We start from the raw sequence: 18,766 nt of genomic DNA, 5'->3' as shown, positions 1-18,766 counted from the left end.
CTCGCAAAAGCGATGATGAGCGACAAGACAAGAGCCGCAACGCGCAGGAATTGCGACCCAATCAACCTACAGACAAGGAAAATTCAGAACGCTCAGGTCGGCAGAACAGGAAGATCAATGAAAACGAGCCGCAGCACAGACAAACGCCAAATTTGAATCGACGATGCCTCGCGCGTGCCACGCAATAGCGGTGAGATTATTGAATCGCATATCGCGCAATATTGAACATCACGCGATATGGATTGAAAAGCAGATTAACGAAAGTAAATAGGAATATTCCTATTTACTAAAACGGCTTGATCACCACCAGCGCAACCGCCGCCAACATCCCCAACACCGGCAGTTCATTGAACATCCGATACCACTTGTCCGTGCGCCGGTTCTCGCCGCGTTCGAAGGTCCGCAGCAGTACGCCACAGTAAGCGTGATAGATGATCAACAGCACCACGACGCCGACCTTCGCGTGAATCCAGCCCTGCCCGCGGCCGATGCCCACCGCCAGCCACAGCCATAGGCCGCACGCGAGCGCCGGCACCGCGATGAACGTCATGAAGCGAAACAGCTTGCGCGCCATGATCAACAGGCGCGCCGTAGCGGCGGGCTCCGTTTCCATCGCCAGATTGACGAAGATGCGCGGCAGGTAGAACAGGCCGGCAAACCATGAAGCAATCAGAACGATGTGAAACGTCTTTACCCAAAGCATCGGCTGTCCTTGTGCGACTTGTTAGCGTGGTTCGGCGTGCTGTATCGGCGTGCCTCGTTGTTATCGTGCGAGCGGCGCAACGGTTTATTGCCGGCCTTCGCCATGCCCCAGCACGACGTATTTCAACGACGTCAGGCCTTCCAGCCCGACCGGTCCACGTGCGTGCAACTTGTCGTTCGAGATGCCGATCTCGGCGCCCAGGCCGAACTCGAAACCATCGGCAAAACGGGTCGATGCGTTGACCATGACGCTTGCCGAATCGACTTCACGCAGGAAGCGCATCGCGCGGTCGTGGTCTTCGGTGACGATTGCGTCAGTGTGCTGCGAGCTGTACGTGTTGATGTGGTCGATCGCGGCGTCGAGGTTATCGACCACCTTGATCGCCAGCACCGGCGCGAGATACTCGGTGCGCCAGTCTTCTTCCGTGGCATCGACGAGCGGACCGACACCGGCATCCGACAACACAGCGCGCGCCGCGGCGTCCACCCGCAACTCGACTTCCTTGTTGCGATAGAGCTTGCCCAAAGGCGGCAGCACCTCGGCCGCGATACCGCGCGCCACCAGCAGCGTTTCCATCGTGTTGCAGGTGCCGTAGCGGTGCGTCTTCGCGTTATCGCAGACGGTCAACGCCTTGGTCAGATCCGCGCGATCGTCGACATACACGTGGCAGATGCCGTCGAGATGCTTGATCATCGGCACGCGCGCGTCTTCCATCAGACGCGCAATCAGGCTCTTGCCGCCGCGCGGCACGATCACGTCGACGAATTCGGTCATCGTAATCAGCGCGCCGACCGCGGCGCGATCCGACGTCGCCACCACTTGCACGGCGTCCGGCGGCAAACCCGCTGCATCCAGCCCTTCGCCGATCAGCTTCGCCAACGCGGTGTTGCATTCCAGCGCCTCCGAACCGCCGCGCAGAATCGTCGCGTTGCCCGACTTCAGGCACAACGCGGCGGCGTCGATCGTCACGTTCGGACGCGATTCATAGATGATGCCGATCACGCCGAGCGGCACGCGCATCTGGCCCACCTGAATCCCGCTCGGGCGGTACTTCAGGTTGCTGATTTCGCCGATCGGGTCGGCCAGCGCGGCGACTTGCCGCAAGCCGTCAACCATCGTGTTGAGCGCCTTGTCCGACAGCGTCAGACGGTCGATAAACGCTGCGTCGAGACCTTTTTCGCGAGCACGGGCAACGTCGCGCGCGTTGGCTTCTTTCAGCAGCGCGGCATCGCGTTCGATCGCGTGAGCGACAGCGGCCAATGCCGCGTTCTTCGCCGCCGTCGACGCGCGCGCCATGGCACGCGAAGCGTGGCGGGCGCGGCGACCGAGGTCGGTCATGTACTGGTCGATATCCATGGTGATTCTCGTGGTGCCGCTGCACGTTCACGTGCAGCGGACAGGCAGAATTAGCGAAAGATGGAACGATTGTAAGTCGGGTGGCGGTGCTTTGCTTGACGCGGCGGCGGCTGAGGGGCTCGAAGAGCCCGAAGCCTGGCAGCCTTAACGCCGGTGATACGAGACGTTATCGAGACTCAGACGGTGAGGCTCAGGTCCTGGCGATCCCGCGCATCGAGCCACGTCAGGCCGCTGCGTCAGTCACGCCAATCAGATTGGCCTTCGCGCCGGCGCAGCCGTCGCGGGGCGAGGTCGCGGCGGCGGCACGGGCGCTGCTTTCGGCGACGCCACCGTCATTGCCAGTTCGAACAAGCCGTTCCACGGATCGGGCGGCGGATCGTTGCGATGATTGCCCGGCGTGCCGCCCGACAATCCCTTCACCTGCCGATCCAGGCGCGCCGCCAAAGCGAGCGCCTTTTCAAGTGTGCTTTCCGTGACGCGCGACAGCGCCGGTCCGATCAGCCGCTCGCGCGGCCCCCAGACACGGTTCTCACGCACCAGCATCGCGAGCGGCTTGCCGGCCGCGACGCCACGCTTGATCCGCAACAAGGTCCGCACTTCTTCGACGACCGCCCACAGCACCAGCACCGCAGCCTCGCCTTCGCCGCGCAGGCCGTCGAGCATGCGCGACAAACGACCGACATCGCCCGCCAGCATCGCCTCGTTCAGCTTGAAAACGTCGTAACGGGCGACATTGAGCACAGCGTCCTGGACCTGTTCGAAGCTCAACGAACCCGCCGGATACAGCAGCCCGAGCTTCTGGATTTCCTGATGCGCGGCAAGCAGATTACCTTCCACCCGTTCGGCGATGAACGCCAACGCCCGGCGCCCTTCCTCGCCGGCAGCAACTCGCTGGCCTTGTGCCGCGAGCCGTTGACCGACCCAGTTCGGCAACTGCGCGCGCTCCACCGGATCGATTTTCAGCGCGACGCCGGCATCGGACAGCGCGGTGAACCACGCGGACTTTTGCGTGGCTGCATCGAGCCGCGGCAGCGTGATCATCGTCAGCACGTCGTCATTTACGGCGGCGGCGAGCGCCTTCAACGCATCCGCGCCTTCCTTGCCAGGCTTGCCCGATGGAATGCGCAATTCGACCAGTTGACGGTCACCGAACAGCGACATCGATTGACTCGCGCCAAGCAGCGAACTCCAGTCGAAACCGCGCTCGACGGTGAACACCGAGCGGTCGGTAAAACCGGCTGCACGCGCCGTCGCACGAATCCGGTCGCACGCTTCCTGCGCGAGCAGGTGCTCGTCGCCGTACACGACGTACAGTCCGGCGAGTCCCTTCGCGAGATGCGCTTCGAGCGCGTCAAGTCGCAGTTGCATGGCTACCGATCGATGAGGTTAAACACGTGCATGTGCAGCAGGCTAAACAAGGACACAGCGCGACGCTCACAGCGGCGGCGGCGGCAACGGCGCGCGCGGCGCGACCGACGGCACCTGCTCACCCGGCGCCGGATGCAGCGAACGCACCAACGACAGCCGGCGCGTCAGCTGGTCGATCGCGTCGTTTTCCATGTCCGCGAACAGAATGTCGGCTTCAGCCGACTTGGCCTGCGAGTACTGGTCGCTATAGGTCATCGCGCGGTTCAGCGCGATCGCGCTCGGCGGAATCAGCACCGTGCCGTCCTTGCCGACCAGCGTGTAGCTCATCGACAAATTTATCGCATACTCTTCGACGGCACCCAGCGAGTTCAGCGTGAGCGTACTGACGCCGCGGCCTTCTGTAATCTGCAGCGTTGCGTCGGCGTTCGCGACGGAAGTGACCACTACCGTGTCGCTGCCACCCTGCACAAGGCGGGTCAGCCGCGCGCCGGCCGCTGCCGAACCACCGGCGATATAGAGTCGTTTGAATGCGTAGTCCTGCTGGCCGCGCAGCTGGAAGCCGCAGGCGGACAACATCAGCACGCTGCACACCAGCGTCAATAACGATCTGCGAGTCACATTGGCTCCTGGTTCGCAGTAAATTCCGCGGCGAGAGACAAGCGCCGCCATGAGTGATGGCGCTTGTCTGCTGTCATGTTTCGGTGGGCTGTCAAACGACCACGTTCACGAGACGGCCCGGCACCACGATAATCTTCTTCGGTGCATTGCCTTCGCTGAACTTCTCGACCGCTTCATGCGCGGCGGCGAGCTGTTCGATCGCTTCACGTGTCGCGTCTTTCGCCACCGTGAGCGCGCCGCGCACCTTGCCGTTCACCTGCAGCACGAGTTCGATCTCGGCCTGTTCCAGCGCCTGTTCATCGACCTTCGGCCATGCGGCGTCGAGCAGCGAGCCGAATTCGTCGGCGTAACCGAGTTCCTGCCACAACTGGAATGTCTGGTGCGGCACGACCGGATACAGCACGCGCAGCAGCACGCTGTAGGTCTCGCGCAGGACGGCCGGTTGTGCGCCCTTCGCGCTGTCGAGCGCGTTGAGCATCTTCATCGCCGCCGACACCACCGTGTTGTACTGCAAACGCTGGTAGTCGAAGTCGGCCTGCTTCAGCACGCTGTAGATCTCGCGGCGCAGCACCTTGTCGACTTCGCCGAGTTGCGCGGCGTCGAACTTGCCGCCTGCGCGCAGCGCTGCTTCATTCGCGTGACCGAAGCTCCACACGCGGCGCAGGAAACGGCTCGCGCCTTCCACGCCCGAACCGGACCACTCGAGCTGCTGCTCCGGCGGTGCGGCGAACATCACGAACAGACGCGCTGTGTCCGCGCCGTGTTGATCGATCAGCAATTGCGGATCGACACCGTTGTTCTTCGACTTCGACATCTTCTCGACGCCGCCGAGCACCACCGGCTGGCCGTCCGAGTTCAACACCGCGCCGACCGGGCGGCCCTTGTCATCGAACGAAACGGTGACGTCAGCCGGGTTGTACCAGGTCTTCTTACCCGCGTCGCTTTCACGGTAATAGGTTTCGTTGAGCACCATGCCCTGCGTCAGCAGGTTTTTGGCCGGCTCGCCGAACTTGATCAAGCCCATGTCGCGCATCACCTTCGCCCAGAAGCGCGAGTACAAAAGGTGCAGAATCGCGTGCTCGATACCGCCGATGTACTGGTCCATCGGCGCCCAGTAATCGGTGCGCTCGTCGACCATGGTCGAAGCATTCGGCGCCGCGTAGCGGTAGAAGTACCAGGACGAATCGACGAAGGTATCCATCGTGTCGGTTTCGCGCTTCGCCGCGCCACCGCAGGTCGGGCAGGTGCAATTCACGAATGCTTCCGACTTCGCGAGCGGATTGCCCGTGCCGTCCGGCACGAGGTCTTCCGGCAGCACCACCGGCAGATCTTTTTCCGGCACCGGCACGTCGCCGCAGGTCGGGCAGTGGATGATCGGAATCGGCGTGCCCCAGTAACGCTGGCGCGACACGCCCCAGTCACGCAGACGCCATGTGATCTGCTTGTCGCCGAGGCCGAGTTCTTTCAGGTCAGCGGCGATCTGGTCGACTGCTTCCGTGTAGTTGAGGCCGTCGTATTTGCCGCTGTTGACCAGCGTGCCGTCCTTGTCGCCGTACCATTCCTGCCAGGCGTCGGTCGAGTATTCCTTGCCTTCAAGGGCGACCACCTGCTTGATCGGCAGACCGTATTTCTTCGCGAACGCAAAGTCGCGTTCGTCGTGTGAAGGCACGCCCATCACCGCGCCTTCGCCGTAGCTCATCAGCACGTAGTTGCCGATCCACACTTCGACCTGTTCCTGCGTCAGCGGATGCGTGACGTAGAAGCCGGTGGCCAAGCCCTTCTTCTCCATCGTCGCAACGTCGGCTTCAGCGACGCCGCCGCGCTTGCATTCCTCGATGAAGGCCTGCAGTTCCGGCTTGTCTTGCGCGAGACGCGTGGCGAGCGGATGCTCGGCGGCGACCGCGCAGAAGGTCACGCCCATGATCGTGTCGGCACGCGTGGTGAACACGCGCAACAGCTTCTGTTCGCCGTCGATTTCATACGGGAAACCGAAGTTCACGCCGAAGCTCTTGCCGATCCAGTTCTGCTGCATGATCTTGACGCGCTCGGGCCAGCCGAGGCCTTCGAGGTCGTTCAGCAGTTCATCCGCGTACTGCGTGATGCGCATGTAGTACATCGGGATTTCGCGCTTTTCGATCAGCGCGCCCGAACGCCAGCCGCGGCCGTCGATCACCTGCTCGTTGGCGAGCACGGTCTGATCGACCGGGTCCCAGTTGACGGTGCCGGTTTTCTTGTACGCGATGCCCTTTTCGAGCATCTTCAGGAACAGCCACTGGTTCCACTTGTAGTAATCCGGGCTGCAGGTCGCGACTTCGCGCGACCAGTCGATCGCGAGGCCCATCGACTGCATCTGCTTCTTCATGTAAGCGATGTTGTCGTAGGTCCACTGCGCGGGCGGCACGTTGTTGGCCATCGCGGCGTTTTCCGCCGGCATGCCGAACGCGTCCCACCCCATCGGCATCAGCACGTTGTAGCCGTTCATCCGCAGATAGCGGTACATCACGTCGTTGATCGTGTAGTTCCGCACGTGCCCCATGTGCAGCTTGCCCGACGGGTACGGCAGCATCGAGACGCAATAGAACTTGGGCTTATCAGTGGTTTCCGAGGTCTTGTACGCGTCGATGGCGCGCCATTGCCCTTGCGCGGCGGCTTCGACGTCGGAGGGAACGTATTTTTCGTGCATGGTGTGATGGGATCGCTGGGTTCGGTGCTTTCGCACCGGACCTGGTGCTCTGCTGGATGAAATGGCGTCGTTTCCCCTTCGGCGGGGGAAAGGGCTGATTATACCGTTCGCGGACGGGTGCGCCGCGTGGCGTGGTGCGCGGGGGCGACGGGTGGCGTCGGAGGGTGCGGTGTCGCCAGCGCCGCTATGGCTTCACGCCCGGCGGCGGCGGATCGGTGACGAAACCAAGCCGCTCGAGCCCGGCCTGTTGTGCCGCGCCCATCACCTGCGCAATCACCTCGTAACGCGTAGAGCGCTCGGCGCTTAGCTGTATCTCTGGCTGGTCGGCCTGTTTGCCCGCTTCCACGAATTGCGTGCGCATCTGCTGCAGCGTGATGACCTTGCCGTTCCAGTACAGCTTGCCGGCGGCATCGATTGAAAGAGAAATGGTTTGGGGCGTTTGCCGCGCGGGCGCGGCCGCGACTTTAGGCAAATCGAGCCGGATCGCGTGCGTGAATAAAGGCGCTGTAATGATAAAAATTACCAGCAGCACGAGCATCACGTCGATCAACGGCGTCATGTTGATCTCGGCCGTCGGCGCGGCCGCCTGCCTTTTCTCGAGTCCGCCGAATGCCATGTCGCCTCCTTGTGTCTTCCTGACTCAGCGCTACGCCTGGTGGGTCCGGGCCTGGACTTGCTGAGACTGGGGCTGAGGCCGGGGCTGATCCGCCGGCGCACACACGTAGGCATGCAGATCGTGCGCGAAACCGTCGAGTTCTTCGGACAACTGCCGCACGAGACGCCCGAGCACGTTATAGGCGAGCACCGCCGGGATCGCCACCACGAGGCCGAAGGCCGTCATGATCAACGCCTCACCGACCGGACCCGCGACGTTCTCGATCTGCGCCTGACCGCTCGCCGCGATACTGCCGAGCGCGTGATAGATGCCCCAAACCGTGCCGAGCAGGCCGACGAACGGCGCCGTGCTGCCCACCGAGGCCAGCAGCACCTGGCCGAACTCGAGCCGCCGCTGCGAGGCGTTGAGCGCCTGCCGCAGCGCCCGCAACACCCGCTCGCTGCGCTCGACGCGCGCGAGCAGCACGCCGGGAATATCCACTTCGGCTGCATGCAGCGCGGCCTCGGCGAGCGGCGTGAAGACGCGTTCGCGGTCCACGCGCTTCAATGCCGCGACGCCGTCCGACAACGTCGACGCCTGCCAGAACTGCGTCATGGCCGGCGTGGCCTGACGTTTGGCGCGCGTGAGGATCCAGCTTTTGACGATCAGAAAGCACCAGCTCGCAATCGACATCGCCAGCAGCACATACGCGACGCCATGCGTGATCGCGTCGCTGGTTTCCAGGTAATGGATGATGCCGCTGCTGCCTGCCATCTGACCTCGCCGTTGAAAAATGACTACAGGGGCGCCACAGGGGAGCAAAACGGGGCCGCAACCGGCCCCGTGACGCGCTCAACGCAGGCCGAGCACGTCCTGCATGTCGAAGAAACCGTTCTTGTGGCCTTCGAGGAAACGGACAGCACGAAGCGCGCCTTGCGCATACGATAGGCGGCTCGCCGATTTGTGCGTAATTTCGATACGCTCGCCAATGCCGGCAAACAGCACCGTATGGTCGCCAACGATGTCCCCGCCGCGAATCGCCGAGAAGCCGATCGTGGACGGATCGCGTTCGCCGGTCACGCCTTCGCGGCTGTAGACCGCGCAGTCGTCCAGATTGCGGCCGAGCGCGTGGGCGATCACTTCGCCCATGGTCAGCGCGGTACCGGACGGCGCATCGACCTTGTGACGGTGATGCGCCTCGATGATTTCGATGTCGTAGCCGGTCGCGAAATGTTTCGCGGCGTATTCGAGCAGCTTCAGCGTCACATTGACGCCCACGCTCATGTTCGACGAGAACATGATGGCGACCTTGTCCGCCGCGGCGCGCAGTTGCGCTTTCTGCTCGTTGTCGAAACCGGTCGTGCCGATCACCATTTTGACGTTGTGGCGCTGCGCGGCTTCCAGATGCATCAACGTGCCCTCGGGGCGCGTGAAGTCGATCAGGTAGTCGGATTCGGCGAACACGCGCTCGACGTCGTCCGTCAGCAGCACGCCTGTCTGTTTGCCGAGAAACGCGCCGGCATCCTGACCGAGTTGCGGGGAACCCGCGCGGTCGAGCGCGCCGGACAGTGTGGCGTCGGGATCATTGAGGACGGTTTCGATGAGCATCCGGCCCATACGGCCCGATGCGCCAGCAATGGCAATTTTCATGGCTACGAGGGTTCGAAAGGGGTAAAACGCGGGCAAAAGCGGCGTCGGGCAGCACACCCGGCGCCACACATACAGGAACAGCAAACGACCAGCACGGGCACAGCGGAAAAGCTGACGGGCGCTGGGCACGGTGCATTCCGTCGCAGCGCCCGTCTTACCTGCCCTAAGACACGGACAGCGCGATTAGCCGCCCGTTCCCGAAGATGCAGGAGCCGCGGTCAGCGGCGCGTTGAGCGTCGGGCCGCCATTGCTGCTTTGCGGGCCTGTCGGTCCCACCGGATTGTCCTGCGTGCCCGGAACTTGCGGCGGCGGCGGACGGTGGAACTGGAACTGCGGCTGCCCGGCGGCCGTTGGGCCTGCCGACGGAATACCGCCACCGTTGGCGGTCGGCACGGCAGAGCGCACCGACGGCTGCGCGTTGGACGGCGTTTGCACCGCGTTGGTCAGCCGGTTCGCGGCCTGGGCGGCTTCGGCGTTGGCGTCTGTTGACGGCGCGGCCACTGCGGCGGCGCCATCGACGGACGGCGAACGCGTGGTGTCTACGGCAGCCGGCGCGGTGGCCACTGCTGCGCTGGCGCCCGTTGCCGCGCTTGCTACGTTCGGCACGGCGGCCTTCTTCTTGCCGAGCTTGTCACCGTCGATTTCCGCCAGCAACTCGAGGTTGGACGGCAGATCATCGCCACCCGACCAGCTCGCAACGCGGTCGCCCGCGAACAGGATCACGAAGTCGCGCTGCTGCACGACGTTAGTCGAGCCGCGTTTGAAATAGAACACGTAGTCCCAGCGATCCGCGTGGAACATGTCGGTCAGAAGCGGCGTGCCGAGCAACTGCTTGACCTGCGCGCGCGACATACCGACCTGCATCTGCGAAGCCGCTTCTTTCGAGACGAAATTGCCTTGCACCACCGTAATACGGTACGGCGTGATGCTTTGGGCAATACGCTGCGTCAGGCTGTCGTAAGTGGAACATCCGGCAAGAACCGCGACAGTCGCAACAGCGATCAAGGTACCCCGCATGCGGCTCCCCCGGTAGATCAATTGAGATTTTGAAATCATTTCACTCACCGTGCGGGCCCGCTGACGAGCCGCGCGAGTTTCATTCCATCGAAGATGACCAGAACAGCAAAAACACATTACTATGAGAGCCCAGCATTGTACTCTAGGGATCCCTTGTCATGACCAATCCAACCGATCTCAAGAATATCGGGCTCAAGGCGACCCTTCCGCGCCTCAAAATCCTTGAGATTTTTCAGCACAGCCCGGTGCGCCACCTGACCGCTGAAGACGTCTACCGCAACCTGTTGCACGAAGAACTCGATATCGGCCTCGCAACCGTGTATCGCGTGCTGACGCAGTTCGAGCAGGCCGGCCTGCTGTCGCGCAGCAACTTCGAATCAGGCAAGGCGGTGTTCGAATTGAACGAAGGGTCGCATCACGACCACCTCGTGTGCCTCGATTGCGGGCTCGTCGAAGAGTTTTTCGACTCCGAAATCGAAAGCCGTCAGCAATCCATCGCGAAGGAACGCGGCTTCAAGCTGCAGGAACACGCGCTGGCGCTGTATGGCGCATGTACCAAAGAGAATTGCCCGCATCGCAAGCACTAGTTTTTGAGTGGGTGTGATACCGGCCGCGTCGGGGTGCGCGGTTCGGTGGGCAACGAAAAAAACCGGCCGATTTTCATCGGCCGGTTTTTTTTTACGTGTGCGGCGCCGCGGGCGCGCTGAGACGCCGGCGCCGCTTTGCATGGGCAGCGCTGCCGCCGGGTTGTCGTCGCCTCGTCAGGCCGGCCTATTCCACCAACGCGACGCTCGCTTCGAACAATAGCCGCCACGGCTCGGCCAATGACAATTCGTCGCAGTTGGGCTGCTCGCCGCCACGATCCACCACCACAAAATCGCTCACCTCATCGAGCGCGAGCAGCGGATGGTGCCAGACACCTTTCGCGTAGTTCACGCCCTGCCAGCCCTCGCTCCAGAAGGCTCGCATCTGCGCCGGGTCGAACTCGCCCGCAGGCGCGACAACCACCAGATACCGGCGCGCCGTTAAGGGAATGAAAGCCTGACTGCCCAGCGGATGCCGTTCCATCATCGTGATTTCGATCGGCAGCGCGCGCGGTTGCGCCCGAAACAGGTTGATCAGCGGCCGGCCGCCATTCTCCGTCACGTCGACGTTCGCGAGGTCGTGATAGCGCTCGGTCGTGCCGCCGTTGATCGGGAAATGACGCGCACCGGCCAGTTCGATGACGTCGCCGAACGGCGCGAAGGCCGCGCGCGTCAGACATTCCACATGCAAGGTCTTCATCGAAGCGACTCCGTTATGCGATCTCGCCCCACAAACGCAGGCGTGACACGCCTCCGTCCGGGATGATGTTGAAACGCACGTGCGTCACCGGCCCGAGCGACGCGATGTCGTCCGCGAACGTGTGCACGTGGTCCATCTGCAGCTTCTGTTCGCCGAGCAACACCGGCCAGAACATCGCCTGCGTGATGAGCGAATCGTCCGTGCCGCCCGTCACCGAGGCCGCCTGCAGCGAACAACGATCGGGATAATTGCCCTTGAAGTGCGCCGTATCCACTTCGATCTTGCGAATGACACCCGGCCGCGCGAGCGCGACGATCGCCCAGTCGTTGCCCGGCTCGCGGCGACGGCGCGTCTCCCAGCCGTCGCCCATGTTGACGCCGCGGCCCGGCATCAGCATCTGCGAGGCCGGCCCGAAATGCTGGTTGTTCGCGGCGACAAGGTAGGCGCCGTTTTCGATCGCGGCGAGATCCAACAGCGTGCCGCGTTCGACGCGCTCCCAGTCGCGCTTCGGCTGACCGTACACACGCAGACGCGCGAGACCGCCGTCCGGATACAGATTCACGCGCAGATGCGTGAAGGCGCGGGCGTCGTTCACTTCGACGTAATGGTGTTGATTGCCCTGCAGCGTGGTAGCCGGAACGAGCGGCTGCCAGTCGGCGTCGTCGGACGGAGCGTCGCCGTCTACATTGCACGCGTCGATCGATGCGGCCGGCGGAAAGTTACCGGTGAAATGGCTCGTGTCCAGATCGACGCCATACACGACGCCCGGACGGGCGAGCCGGATCACGCAATAGTCGTGGCCCGTGGTGCGCTTGCGGCGCGTCTCCCAGCCGTCCATCCACTTGCCGTGGTCGTCGTACTTGCCGGGAATGAACACCGCCGGCTGCGGCTCAAGCATGCGCTCTTTCGGTGCGAAGAATTCGTCGCTCGCGTAGAGCGCCTGCGCGCCCAGACGCGGGTCGGCGAGGTTCATGTAGCGACGGGTGAAAGCAGGAGCGTTGGGATCGAGGATCGGATTAGCCATAGTCTCAGTCAGGCGACGAAAAGCGAGGGAGAGCCGGCGGAGTCAGCCCATCCGCCGGGACAGAACGCGCGCTGCGTTGGCGCGCTGATGAATAGCAATGGATGCGGCCACCGTGCCTCGTGGCCGCGCCGGTCAGACCGCCGGAACGTGTTCGCCGGCGGTGGGCTCGACGCCTTCGTCTTCGCCGGCCGGCACGTAGCGCAGCGCTTCGTCACGGTTCAACACGCGATGGGCACGCACCCGGTCGATATCGTTTTCCCACACGGCGACCACCACCGTCGCGACGCAATTGCCGATCAGGTTGGTCAGCGCGCGGGCAATACCGACGAACCAATCGACTGGCAGAATCAGCACGAGGCCGAGCACGGGGATCGCCGGAATCGCGGACAGCGTCGCGGCCAGAATCACGATCGCGGAGCCGGGAATGCCGTGCGCGCCCTTCGACGTCACCAGCGACACCAGCACCACCACGATCAGGTCATGGATCGACAACGGCGTATTGGTGGCCTGCGCGATGAAAATCACCGCGAGCGTCAGATAGATGGAGAAGCCGTCGAGATTGAAGGAGTAGCCGGTCGGAATGACCAGACCGACAGTCGAATCCTTGACGCCCATCCATTCGAGCTTACGCATGATTTGCGGCAGCACGGCATCGGACGAAGCGGTACCCAGCACGATCGACAGTTCTTCGCGCAGATAGCGGATCAGCTTGAAGATGCTGAAACCGGCGAGGCGCATCACGATACCCAGCACGACCACCACGAATACGAAGCAGCTCGCGTAGAACACCAGCACCAGCATGCCGAGTTGCTTGAGCGACTCGACGCCATAGGTGCCGGTCGTGAACGCGATCGCACCGAGCACGCCGAGCGGCGCGAGCTTGATGATGAAACCCATCACGCGGAAAAACACCTGCGAAAGTTCGTCGATCAGGCTGCTAACACGTTGCGCCTTATTGCCCAGCAGCGATAGCGCCGAGCCGAACAACACCGAAAACACGAGAATTTGCAGGATATCGCCCGTCGCGAATGCGTTGATCGCCGTGTCGGGGATGATCTTCAGAAGAAAGCCGGCCGTATCCTTGAGGCTCTTTGCGTTCTCCGTGTAGGTCGACAGAGAAGCGGGATCGAGCGAATGCAAGTTGATGTTCATGCCGACGCCAGGCCGCGTTGCGTAAGCCAGCACCGCGCCGATCACGAGCGCAATCGTCGTCATGATCTCGAAGTAGATCACCGACTTCAGCCCAACCCGGCCGACTTTGCGCAGATCACCGGCATGCGCCATGCCGCTCACCACTACGCAGAACACGATCGGGCCGATCACCATCTTGATCAGCTTGAGAAAGCCGTCGCCGAGGGGGCGCAGCGATTGGGCGAAATGCGGGAACACGGCGCCGATCACGATACCCGCGACCAGCGCTATGACGACCCGGCCAAACAGCGAATTGAAGAACTTCAACACGGCTATCTCCTGGTTACGATTCACATCTGTTCAGACTGGTCCGACCAGTGCTGTTATCTCGAATAGTAGGAAGCCGATATACTGGCGTCAAGGATTCATTAAATAGCGTTTACCCGCTGTTTTATCAGTGTTTCCGGGCCGGATTACGCATGCTGAACGGCCCACCGTACGAGCGTACAGAACGCGTATTACAATACTGGTCAGACCGCCCACCTAAGTGAGTCACGATGAAAAACGTTCCGCATACCGTCACTGATGCCGCCATCGCGACCATCCGCGAACGGATCGAAGCGGGCGTCTATCCGGTGGGCAGTTTGCTGCCGGCGCAGCGTCAGCTCTCCGAAGAGCTGGCAATCAGCCGAGCATCACTGCGCGAGGCGCTCTCGACGCTTGAAGCGCTCGGCCTGCTGATGATCCGTGCCGGTAAGGGCGTCTATGTGGAAAGCGCGGAGGCGACGGCGGCCCAATCGTGGCGCTTCGCGGAGCAGTCGTCGCTGCCGGATACCTACCAGATGCGTTTCGCACTGGAAGGCTTTATCGCGCGCATGGCGGCGCTGGCGGTCAGCGATTCCGACCTCGCCTGGTTCGAAGACAACATCGCGGCCATGCAGACGGCGCTCGCCTGCGACGAACTCGACGAAGCCGCCCGTCTCGACTACGACTTTCACATGCGGATCGTGAGCATTGCCGGCAATGCGGCGATCGAATCGATTCTGAGCAGCGCCGCGGAAATCATGAAGGAGAGCCAGCGGATGCCGTTTTACCGGCGCGAGCTGGTGCTGTCCACGTACACCGAGCATCGGGCGATTCTCGATGCACTCAAGGCGCGGGATTCCGCCGCGGCCGGCAAGGCGATCGAAACCCATATCTCGAACGCCGCGCAGCGCGCCGGCGTTTATTTCCCGACGCCGCAGACGTAAAAACGCAGGCGTAAAAAAAGCCGCTCCGAAGAGCGGCTTTTGCCGTCGCCCTGCCGGCCAAACCAGGCCGCAGGGCAAGCGAAGCGAAACAGCTTACTTCGCGTTGGCCAGCGCCACAGCGGTGTCCAGCATGCGGTTCGAGAAGCCCCACTCGTTGTCGTACCAGCTCGACACCTTCACCAGACGGCCCGAGACCTTGGTCAACGTGGAATCGAACGTCGACGAAGCCGGGTTGTGGTTGAAGTCGATCGAAACCAGCGGTGCCGTGTTGTAGCCGAGGATGCCCTTGAGCGCGCCTTCCGATGCTTCCTTCATGATCGCGTTGACTTCCTCAACCGTCGTGTCGCGCGCGGCGATGAACGACAGGTCGACGATCGACACGTTGATCGTCGGGACGCGAATCGCGTAGCCGTCCAGCTTGCCGTTCAATTCCGGCATCACCAGGCCGACCGCCGACGCAGCGCCGGTCTTGGCCGGGATCTGGCTGTGCGTGGCCGAGCGCGCGCGGCGCAGGTCCTCGTGATACACGTCCGTCAGGACCTGGTCGTTCGTGTAAGCGTGGATCGTGGTCATCAGACCATTCACGAGGCCGATCTTGTCGTTCAGCGGCTTGACGAGCGGTGCCAGGCAGTTGGTCGTGCACGATGCGTTCGAAATCACCGTGTCCGATGCCTTCAGCACGTGGTGGTTCACGCCGTAGACGATGGTTGCGTCGACGTCTTTACCGCCCGGCGCCGAGATGATCACCTTCTTTGCGCCGCCCTTGATGTGCGCGCTTGCCTTTTCCTTGGTCGTGAAAAAGCCCGTGCATTCCAGCACGATGTCGACGTTCAGCTCGCCCCACGGCAGTTCTGCCGGATTGCGGTTCGCCAGCACGCGGATCTTGTCGCCATTGACGACCAGGTAGTCGCCGTCCACCGACACTTCGCCCGGGAACTTGCCGTGCGCCGTGTCGTATTGCGTCAGGTGAGCGTTGGTCTTGGCATCGCCAAGATCGTTGATGGCGACGATTTCGATATCGTGCTTCTTGCCGTTTTCATAGAAGGCGCGCAGCGTGTTGCGGCCGATCCGGCCGTAGCCGTTGATTGCGACGCGAATCGTCATGGTTTATCTCCTGATGGCTGAAAAAAATCGTCCATGTGGGTCTGATCTGCCGGGATTGCCGCGCGTGGGGTCGCGCGGCAGCCTCGCACGCAGTTCAGCCGAGTGCGGCTTTGGCCGTCTCTACGACGTGCTCGACGGTGAAGCCGAAATGCTTGAACAGAACACCCGCCGGGGCCGATTCGCCGAACGTGTCGATACCGACCACGCCGCCTTCCAGACCCACGTACTTGCGCCAGAAATCCGTCACGCCCGCTTCGATCGCGACACGGCGCACGCCGTGCGGCAGCACGCGTTCACGGTATTCGGCGTCCTGCTTGTCGAACACGGTCGTTGACGGCATCGACACGACACGTGCAGCGATGCCTTCGCGAGCCAGCGGCTCGACCGCGTTCAACGCCAGTTCGACTTCCGAACCGGTGGCGATCAGGATGATCTTGCGCGCGACGATTTCGTCATTCCAGTCGCGCAGCACGTAACCACCCTTCTCGATGTTGGCAATCTGCGCGTCCGTGCGCGTCGAGAACGGCAGGTTCTGACGGCTGAAAATCAGGCACGACGGGCCGTGATGCTCGACCGCGTGGGTCCAGGCCACCGCCGTTTCGACCGTATCGGCCGGGCGCCACACTTGCAGATTCGGAATCAGACGCAGGCTTGCGACGTGTTCGATCGACTGGTGGGTCGGGCCATCTTCGCCCAGACCGATCGAGTCGTGCGTGAACACGAAGATCGACGGCGCTTTCATCAGCGCGGCGACGCGCAGCGCGTTGCGGCTGTAGTCCGAGAACGTCAGGAACGTGCCGCCGAAGGCCTTGAAGCCGCCATGCAGCGCGATGCCGTTGATCGCAGCGCTCATGCCGAATTCGCGCACGCCGTAGTTCACGTAGTTGCCGGCAGCCTTACCTTCGGCGTTCACCCGCACCGGCTTGGCGGCCTTCCAGTTGGTCAGGTTCGAACCGGTCAGGTCGGCGGAACCGCCGAGCAATTCCGGCAAGACAGCCGACAAACCTTCGATAGCCTGCTGCGATGCCTTGCGCGTCGCGACGGTTTCCGCGCGCTCGTTCGCGCCGGCGATGATGGCCTTGGCCTTTTCCTTCCAGTCGGCGGGCAATTGCTTCGCGTCGCGGCGCTTGAATTCAGCGGCTTCCTGCGGGTACTTGGCTGCGTATGCTGCAAACGCCTTGTCCCAATCGGATTCGATGCGTGCGCCGGCTTCCTTCGCGTCCCATGCTGCGTAGACTTCCTGCGGAATCACGAACGGCTCCCACTTCCAGCCGATCGCTTCGCGCGTGGCCGCGATTTCCTTGTCGCCGAGCGGCGAGCCATGCGAATCGTGGCTGCCGGCCTTGGTCGGCGCGCCTTCGCCGATCACTGTCTTGCAGCAGATCAGCGTCGGCTTGTCCGACAGCTTGGCTTGCTTGATCGCCGCGTCCACTGCGTCGACGTCATGGCCGACCACGTTCGGGATCACGTTCCAGCCGTACGCTTCGAAGCGCTTCGGCGTGTCGTCGTGGAACCAGTGGACCACTTCGCCGTCGATCGAGATGCCGTTGTCGTCGTAGAAGGCGATCAGCTTGTTCAGCTTCAGCACGCCCGCGAGCGAGCAGGCTTCGTGCGAGATGCCCTCCATCAGGCAGCCGTCGCCGACGAACACGTACGTGTGGTGGTCGACGATCTTCGCGTCAGGCTTGTTGAATTCGGTGGCGAGCAGCGATTCGGCGAGCGCCATGCCGACTGCGTTGGCCAAACCCTGGCCGAGCGGGCCGGTGGTGGTCTCGACGCCCGGCGTAATGCCGTATTCCGGGTGGCCCGGCGTCTTCGAGTGCATCTGGCGGAAGTTCTTCAACTCTTCCATCGGCAGGTCATAGCCGGTCAGATGCAGCAGCGAGTACAGCAGCATCGAGCCGTGGCCATTCGACAGAACGAAACGGTCGCGATCGGCCCACTGCGGGTTCGTCGGATTGTGGCGCAGATGGCGCGACCACAAAGCCACGCCGATTTCGGCCATGCCCATCGGCATGCCGGGGTGGCCGGAATTCGCTTTTTGAACAGCGTCCATGGACAACGCGCGGATTGCGTTGGCCATCAGGGAGGTGGGTGCGGGAGACGGGGTCGTCATGTCGAGTCCGGAGACAGAGTCAGAAAGCGGTGCGCGCTTGAGGCCCGGATGCTCGAATGCCAGTCCACTTCGGCGCACGGTGCGGCGCCAGGAGACGCGAGACGGGCAGAGCAAACGGACAAGGCTGAAAGCGTGACATTCTAACAGAACGTTGAGCGGCCCCCCGCGCGCAAAGCCGCCTGGCGGCCTGGTTCGAGGCTGGCTCCGCGTCGGCTCTGCATGCGGGCTAGGCCAGTGCCACGCTTGCGCCTTTACAATTGAGCGACATCAACCCACCGCGCTCCCGACGGAGCCCGCCATCCGTGAGCGCTCCGCTGCTGTTCCAACCGACCGCCGACGCAGTCTACGGATTTCCGAACGCCCGGCGGCTTGCGCGCGTCGATTCGGCTTACCAGCGTATCGAGGTATGGGACACGCCGCAGCTCGGCCGGCTGTTTACGCTCGATGGCCGCCCGATGACCGCCACCGGCGACGAATTCATCTACCACGAGTGCATGGTGCATCCGGCCGCGCTGGCACATCCCTCGCCGAAAGCAGCACTGGTGCTGGGCGGCGGGGATGGTGGCGCCGCGCGGCAACTGCTGAAGCACCTGGGCATCGAGCGGATCGTGGTGGCAGAGCTCGATGCGGAAGTCGTGCGCCTGACACGAGAATATTTGCCCGAAGTCCATGGCGGCGCTTTCGACGATCCGCGCGTCGAGCTGGTGATCGGCGACGCCGCGGATTACGTCGCGCGGGCTGGCCACGGCGCGACGGCGCGGGAGGCCGCCGAAGCGGGACGGGCAACCGCACCGGCAACGGCTGGAGGTCGGGCTGGGGCTGGGGCTGGGGCTGGGGCTGGGGCTGGGGCTGGGGCTGGGGCTGGGG

The 18,766-nt window shown here is 63.0% G+C and carries 17 protein-coding genes; 3 read left to right on the top strand and 14 right to left on the bottom strand.

Translation table 11 applies throughout. From position 1 onward, the window contains the following. Positions 1-286: 286 nt before the first annotated feature. The 9 genes from PQQ96_RS28710 to PQQ96_RS28670 all read right to left on the bottom strand — a co-directional run bounded on the left by PQQ96_RS28710 (position 287) and on the right by PQQ96_RS28670 (position 9,990). On the bottom strand, positions 287-703 hold the full coding sequence (locus PQQ96_RS28710; protein ID WP_408298915.1) for a CopD family protein: 417 nt from the start codon (positions 701-703) through the stop codon (positions 287-289). A gap of 84 nt (positions 704-787) precedes the next feature. After that, the gene (locus PQQ96_RS28705; RefSeq protein ID WP_408298913.1) at positions 788-2,059 is read right to left on the bottom strand and encodes a glutamate-5-semialdehyde dehydrogenase; all 1,272 of its coding nucleotides are present in this window, start codon (positions 2,057-2,059) and stop codon (positions 788-790) included. A 249-nt stretch (positions 2,060-2,308) separates the two neighbouring features. Then, positions 2,309-3,427 carry a DNA polymerase III subunit delta gene (gene holA / locus PQQ96_RS28700; RefSeq protein ID WP_408298911.1) on the bottom strand — a complete coding sequence of 373 codons (1,119 nt, stop codon included), beginning with the start codon at positions 3,425-3,427 and terminating at the stop codon, positions 2,309-2,311. A gap of 66 nt (positions 3,428-3,493) precedes the next feature. Beyond that, positions 3,494-4,045, bottom strand: a complete 552-nt coding sequence (locus PQQ96_RS28695; RefSeq protein WP_408298909.1) for an LPS-assembly lipoprotein LptE — start codon at positions 4,043-4,045, stop codon at positions 3,494-3,496. Between the two features lie 91 nt (positions 4,046-4,136). After that, entirely contained in the window at positions 4,137-6,728 is a 2,592-nt protein-coding gene (gene leuS / locus PQQ96_RS28690; protein ID WP_408298907.1) for a leucine--tRNA ligase, read from the bottom strand. A gap of 184 nt (positions 6,729-6,912) precedes the next feature. Beyond that, positions 6,913-7,344: an ExbD/TolR family protein gene (locus PQQ96_RS28685; protein WP_408298905.1), complete on the bottom strand. Its 432-nt coding sequence runs from the start codon at positions 7,342-7,344 to the stop codon at positions 6,913-6,915. Between the two features lie 30 nt (positions 7,345-7,374). Beyond that, entirely contained in the window at positions 7,375-8,097 is a 723-nt protein-coding gene (locus PQQ96_RS28680) for a MotA/TolQ/ExbB proton channel family protein (RefSeq protein WP_408298903.1), read from the bottom strand. 78 nt (positions 8,098-8,175) lie between these two features. Beyond that, complete coding sequence (gene dapB / locus PQQ96_RS28675; RefSeq protein ID WP_408298901.1) at positions 8,176-8,973, bottom strand: 4-hydroxy-tetrahydrodipicolinate reductase; 798 nt, start codon at positions 8,971-8,973, stop codon at positions 8,176-8,178. A 183-nt stretch (positions 8,974-9,156) separates the two neighbouring features. Then, positions 9,157-9,990 (bottom strand): outer membrane protein assembly factor BamE, encoded by an 834-nt coding sequence (locus PQQ96_RS28670; protein WP_408298955.1) that lies wholly within the window; start codon positions 9,988-9,990, stop codon positions 9,157-9,159. Positions 9,991-10,148: 158 nt separating this feature from the next. On the opposite strand from PQQ96_RS28670, the gene fur reads away from it, so the two are divergent. Further along, positions 10,149-10,577, top strand: coding sequence for a ferric iron uptake transcriptional regulator (fur, locus tag PQQ96_RS28665; protein ID WP_012434340.1), 429 nt, complete (start codon positions 10,149-10,151; stop codon positions 10,575-10,577). 184 nt (positions 10,578-10,761) lie between these two features. Here fur and PQQ96_RS28660 read toward each other — a convergent pair whose 3' ends face one another. The 3 genes from PQQ96_RS28660 to PQQ96_RS28650 all read right to left on the bottom strand — a co-directional run bounded on the left by PQQ96_RS28660 (position 10,762) and on the right by PQQ96_RS28650 (position 13,759). Continuing rightward, positions 10,762-11,274, bottom strand: a complete 513-nt coding sequence (locus PQQ96_RS28660) for an ureidoglycolate lyase (RefSeq protein WP_408298899.1) — start codon at positions 11,272-11,274, stop codon at positions 10,762-10,764. Between the two features lie 13 nt (positions 11,275-11,287). After that, positions 11,288-12,298: an allantoicase gene (alc, locus tag PQQ96_RS28655; protein ID WP_408298897.1), complete on the bottom strand. Its 1,011-nt coding sequence runs from the start codon at positions 12,296-12,298 to the stop codon at positions 11,288-11,290. A gap of 132 nt (positions 12,299-12,430) precedes the next feature. Then, positions 12,431-13,759: a C4-dicarboxylate transporter DctA gene (locus PQQ96_RS28650; protein WP_408298895.1), complete on the bottom strand. Its 1,329-nt coding sequence runs from the start codon at positions 13,757-13,759 to the stop codon at positions 12,431-12,433. A gap of 227 nt (positions 13,760-13,986) precedes the next feature. On the opposite strand from PQQ96_RS28650, the gene PQQ96_RS28645 reads away from it, so the two are divergent. Continuing rightward, complete coding sequence (locus PQQ96_RS28645) at positions 13,987-14,679, top strand: FadR/GntR family transcriptional regulator (RefSeq protein ID WP_408298893.1); 693 nt, start codon at positions 13,987-13,989, stop codon at positions 14,677-14,679. Between the two features lie 93 nt (positions 14,680-14,772). Here the strand turns inward: PQQ96_RS28645 and gap are convergent, their stop codons facing one another. Continuing rightward, positions 14,773-15,783: a type I glyceraldehyde-3-phosphate dehydrogenase gene (gene gap, locus PQQ96_RS28640; protein WP_408298891.1), complete on the bottom strand. Its 1,011-nt coding sequence runs from the start codon at positions 15,781-15,783 to the stop codon at positions 14,773-14,775. A 94-nt stretch (positions 15,784-15,877) separates the two neighbouring features. After that, positions 15,878-17,899 (bottom strand): transketolase, encoded by a 2,022-nt coding sequence (gene tkt / locus PQQ96_RS28635; protein ID WP_408298889.1) that lies wholly within the window; start codon positions 17,897-17,899, stop codon positions 15,878-15,880. Between the two features lie 302 nt (positions 17,900-18,201). Between tkt and PQQ96_RS28630 the strand changes: the two genes are divergently transcribed. Further along, on the top strand, positions 18,202-18,766 hold a 565-nt coding region (locus tag PQQ96_RS28630), incomplete at its 3' end, for a spermine/spermidine synthase domain-containing protein (protein ID WP_459252143.1).

It is taken from the genome of Paraburkholderia sediminicola (assembly GCF_046027825.1).
Taxonomy (GTDB): Bacteria; Pseudomonadota; Gammaproteobacteria; order Burkholderiales; family Burkholderiaceae; genus Paraburkholderia; species Paraburkholderia sediminicola_D.
This window is presented reverse-complemented; position numbering and strand designations above follow the sequence as displayed.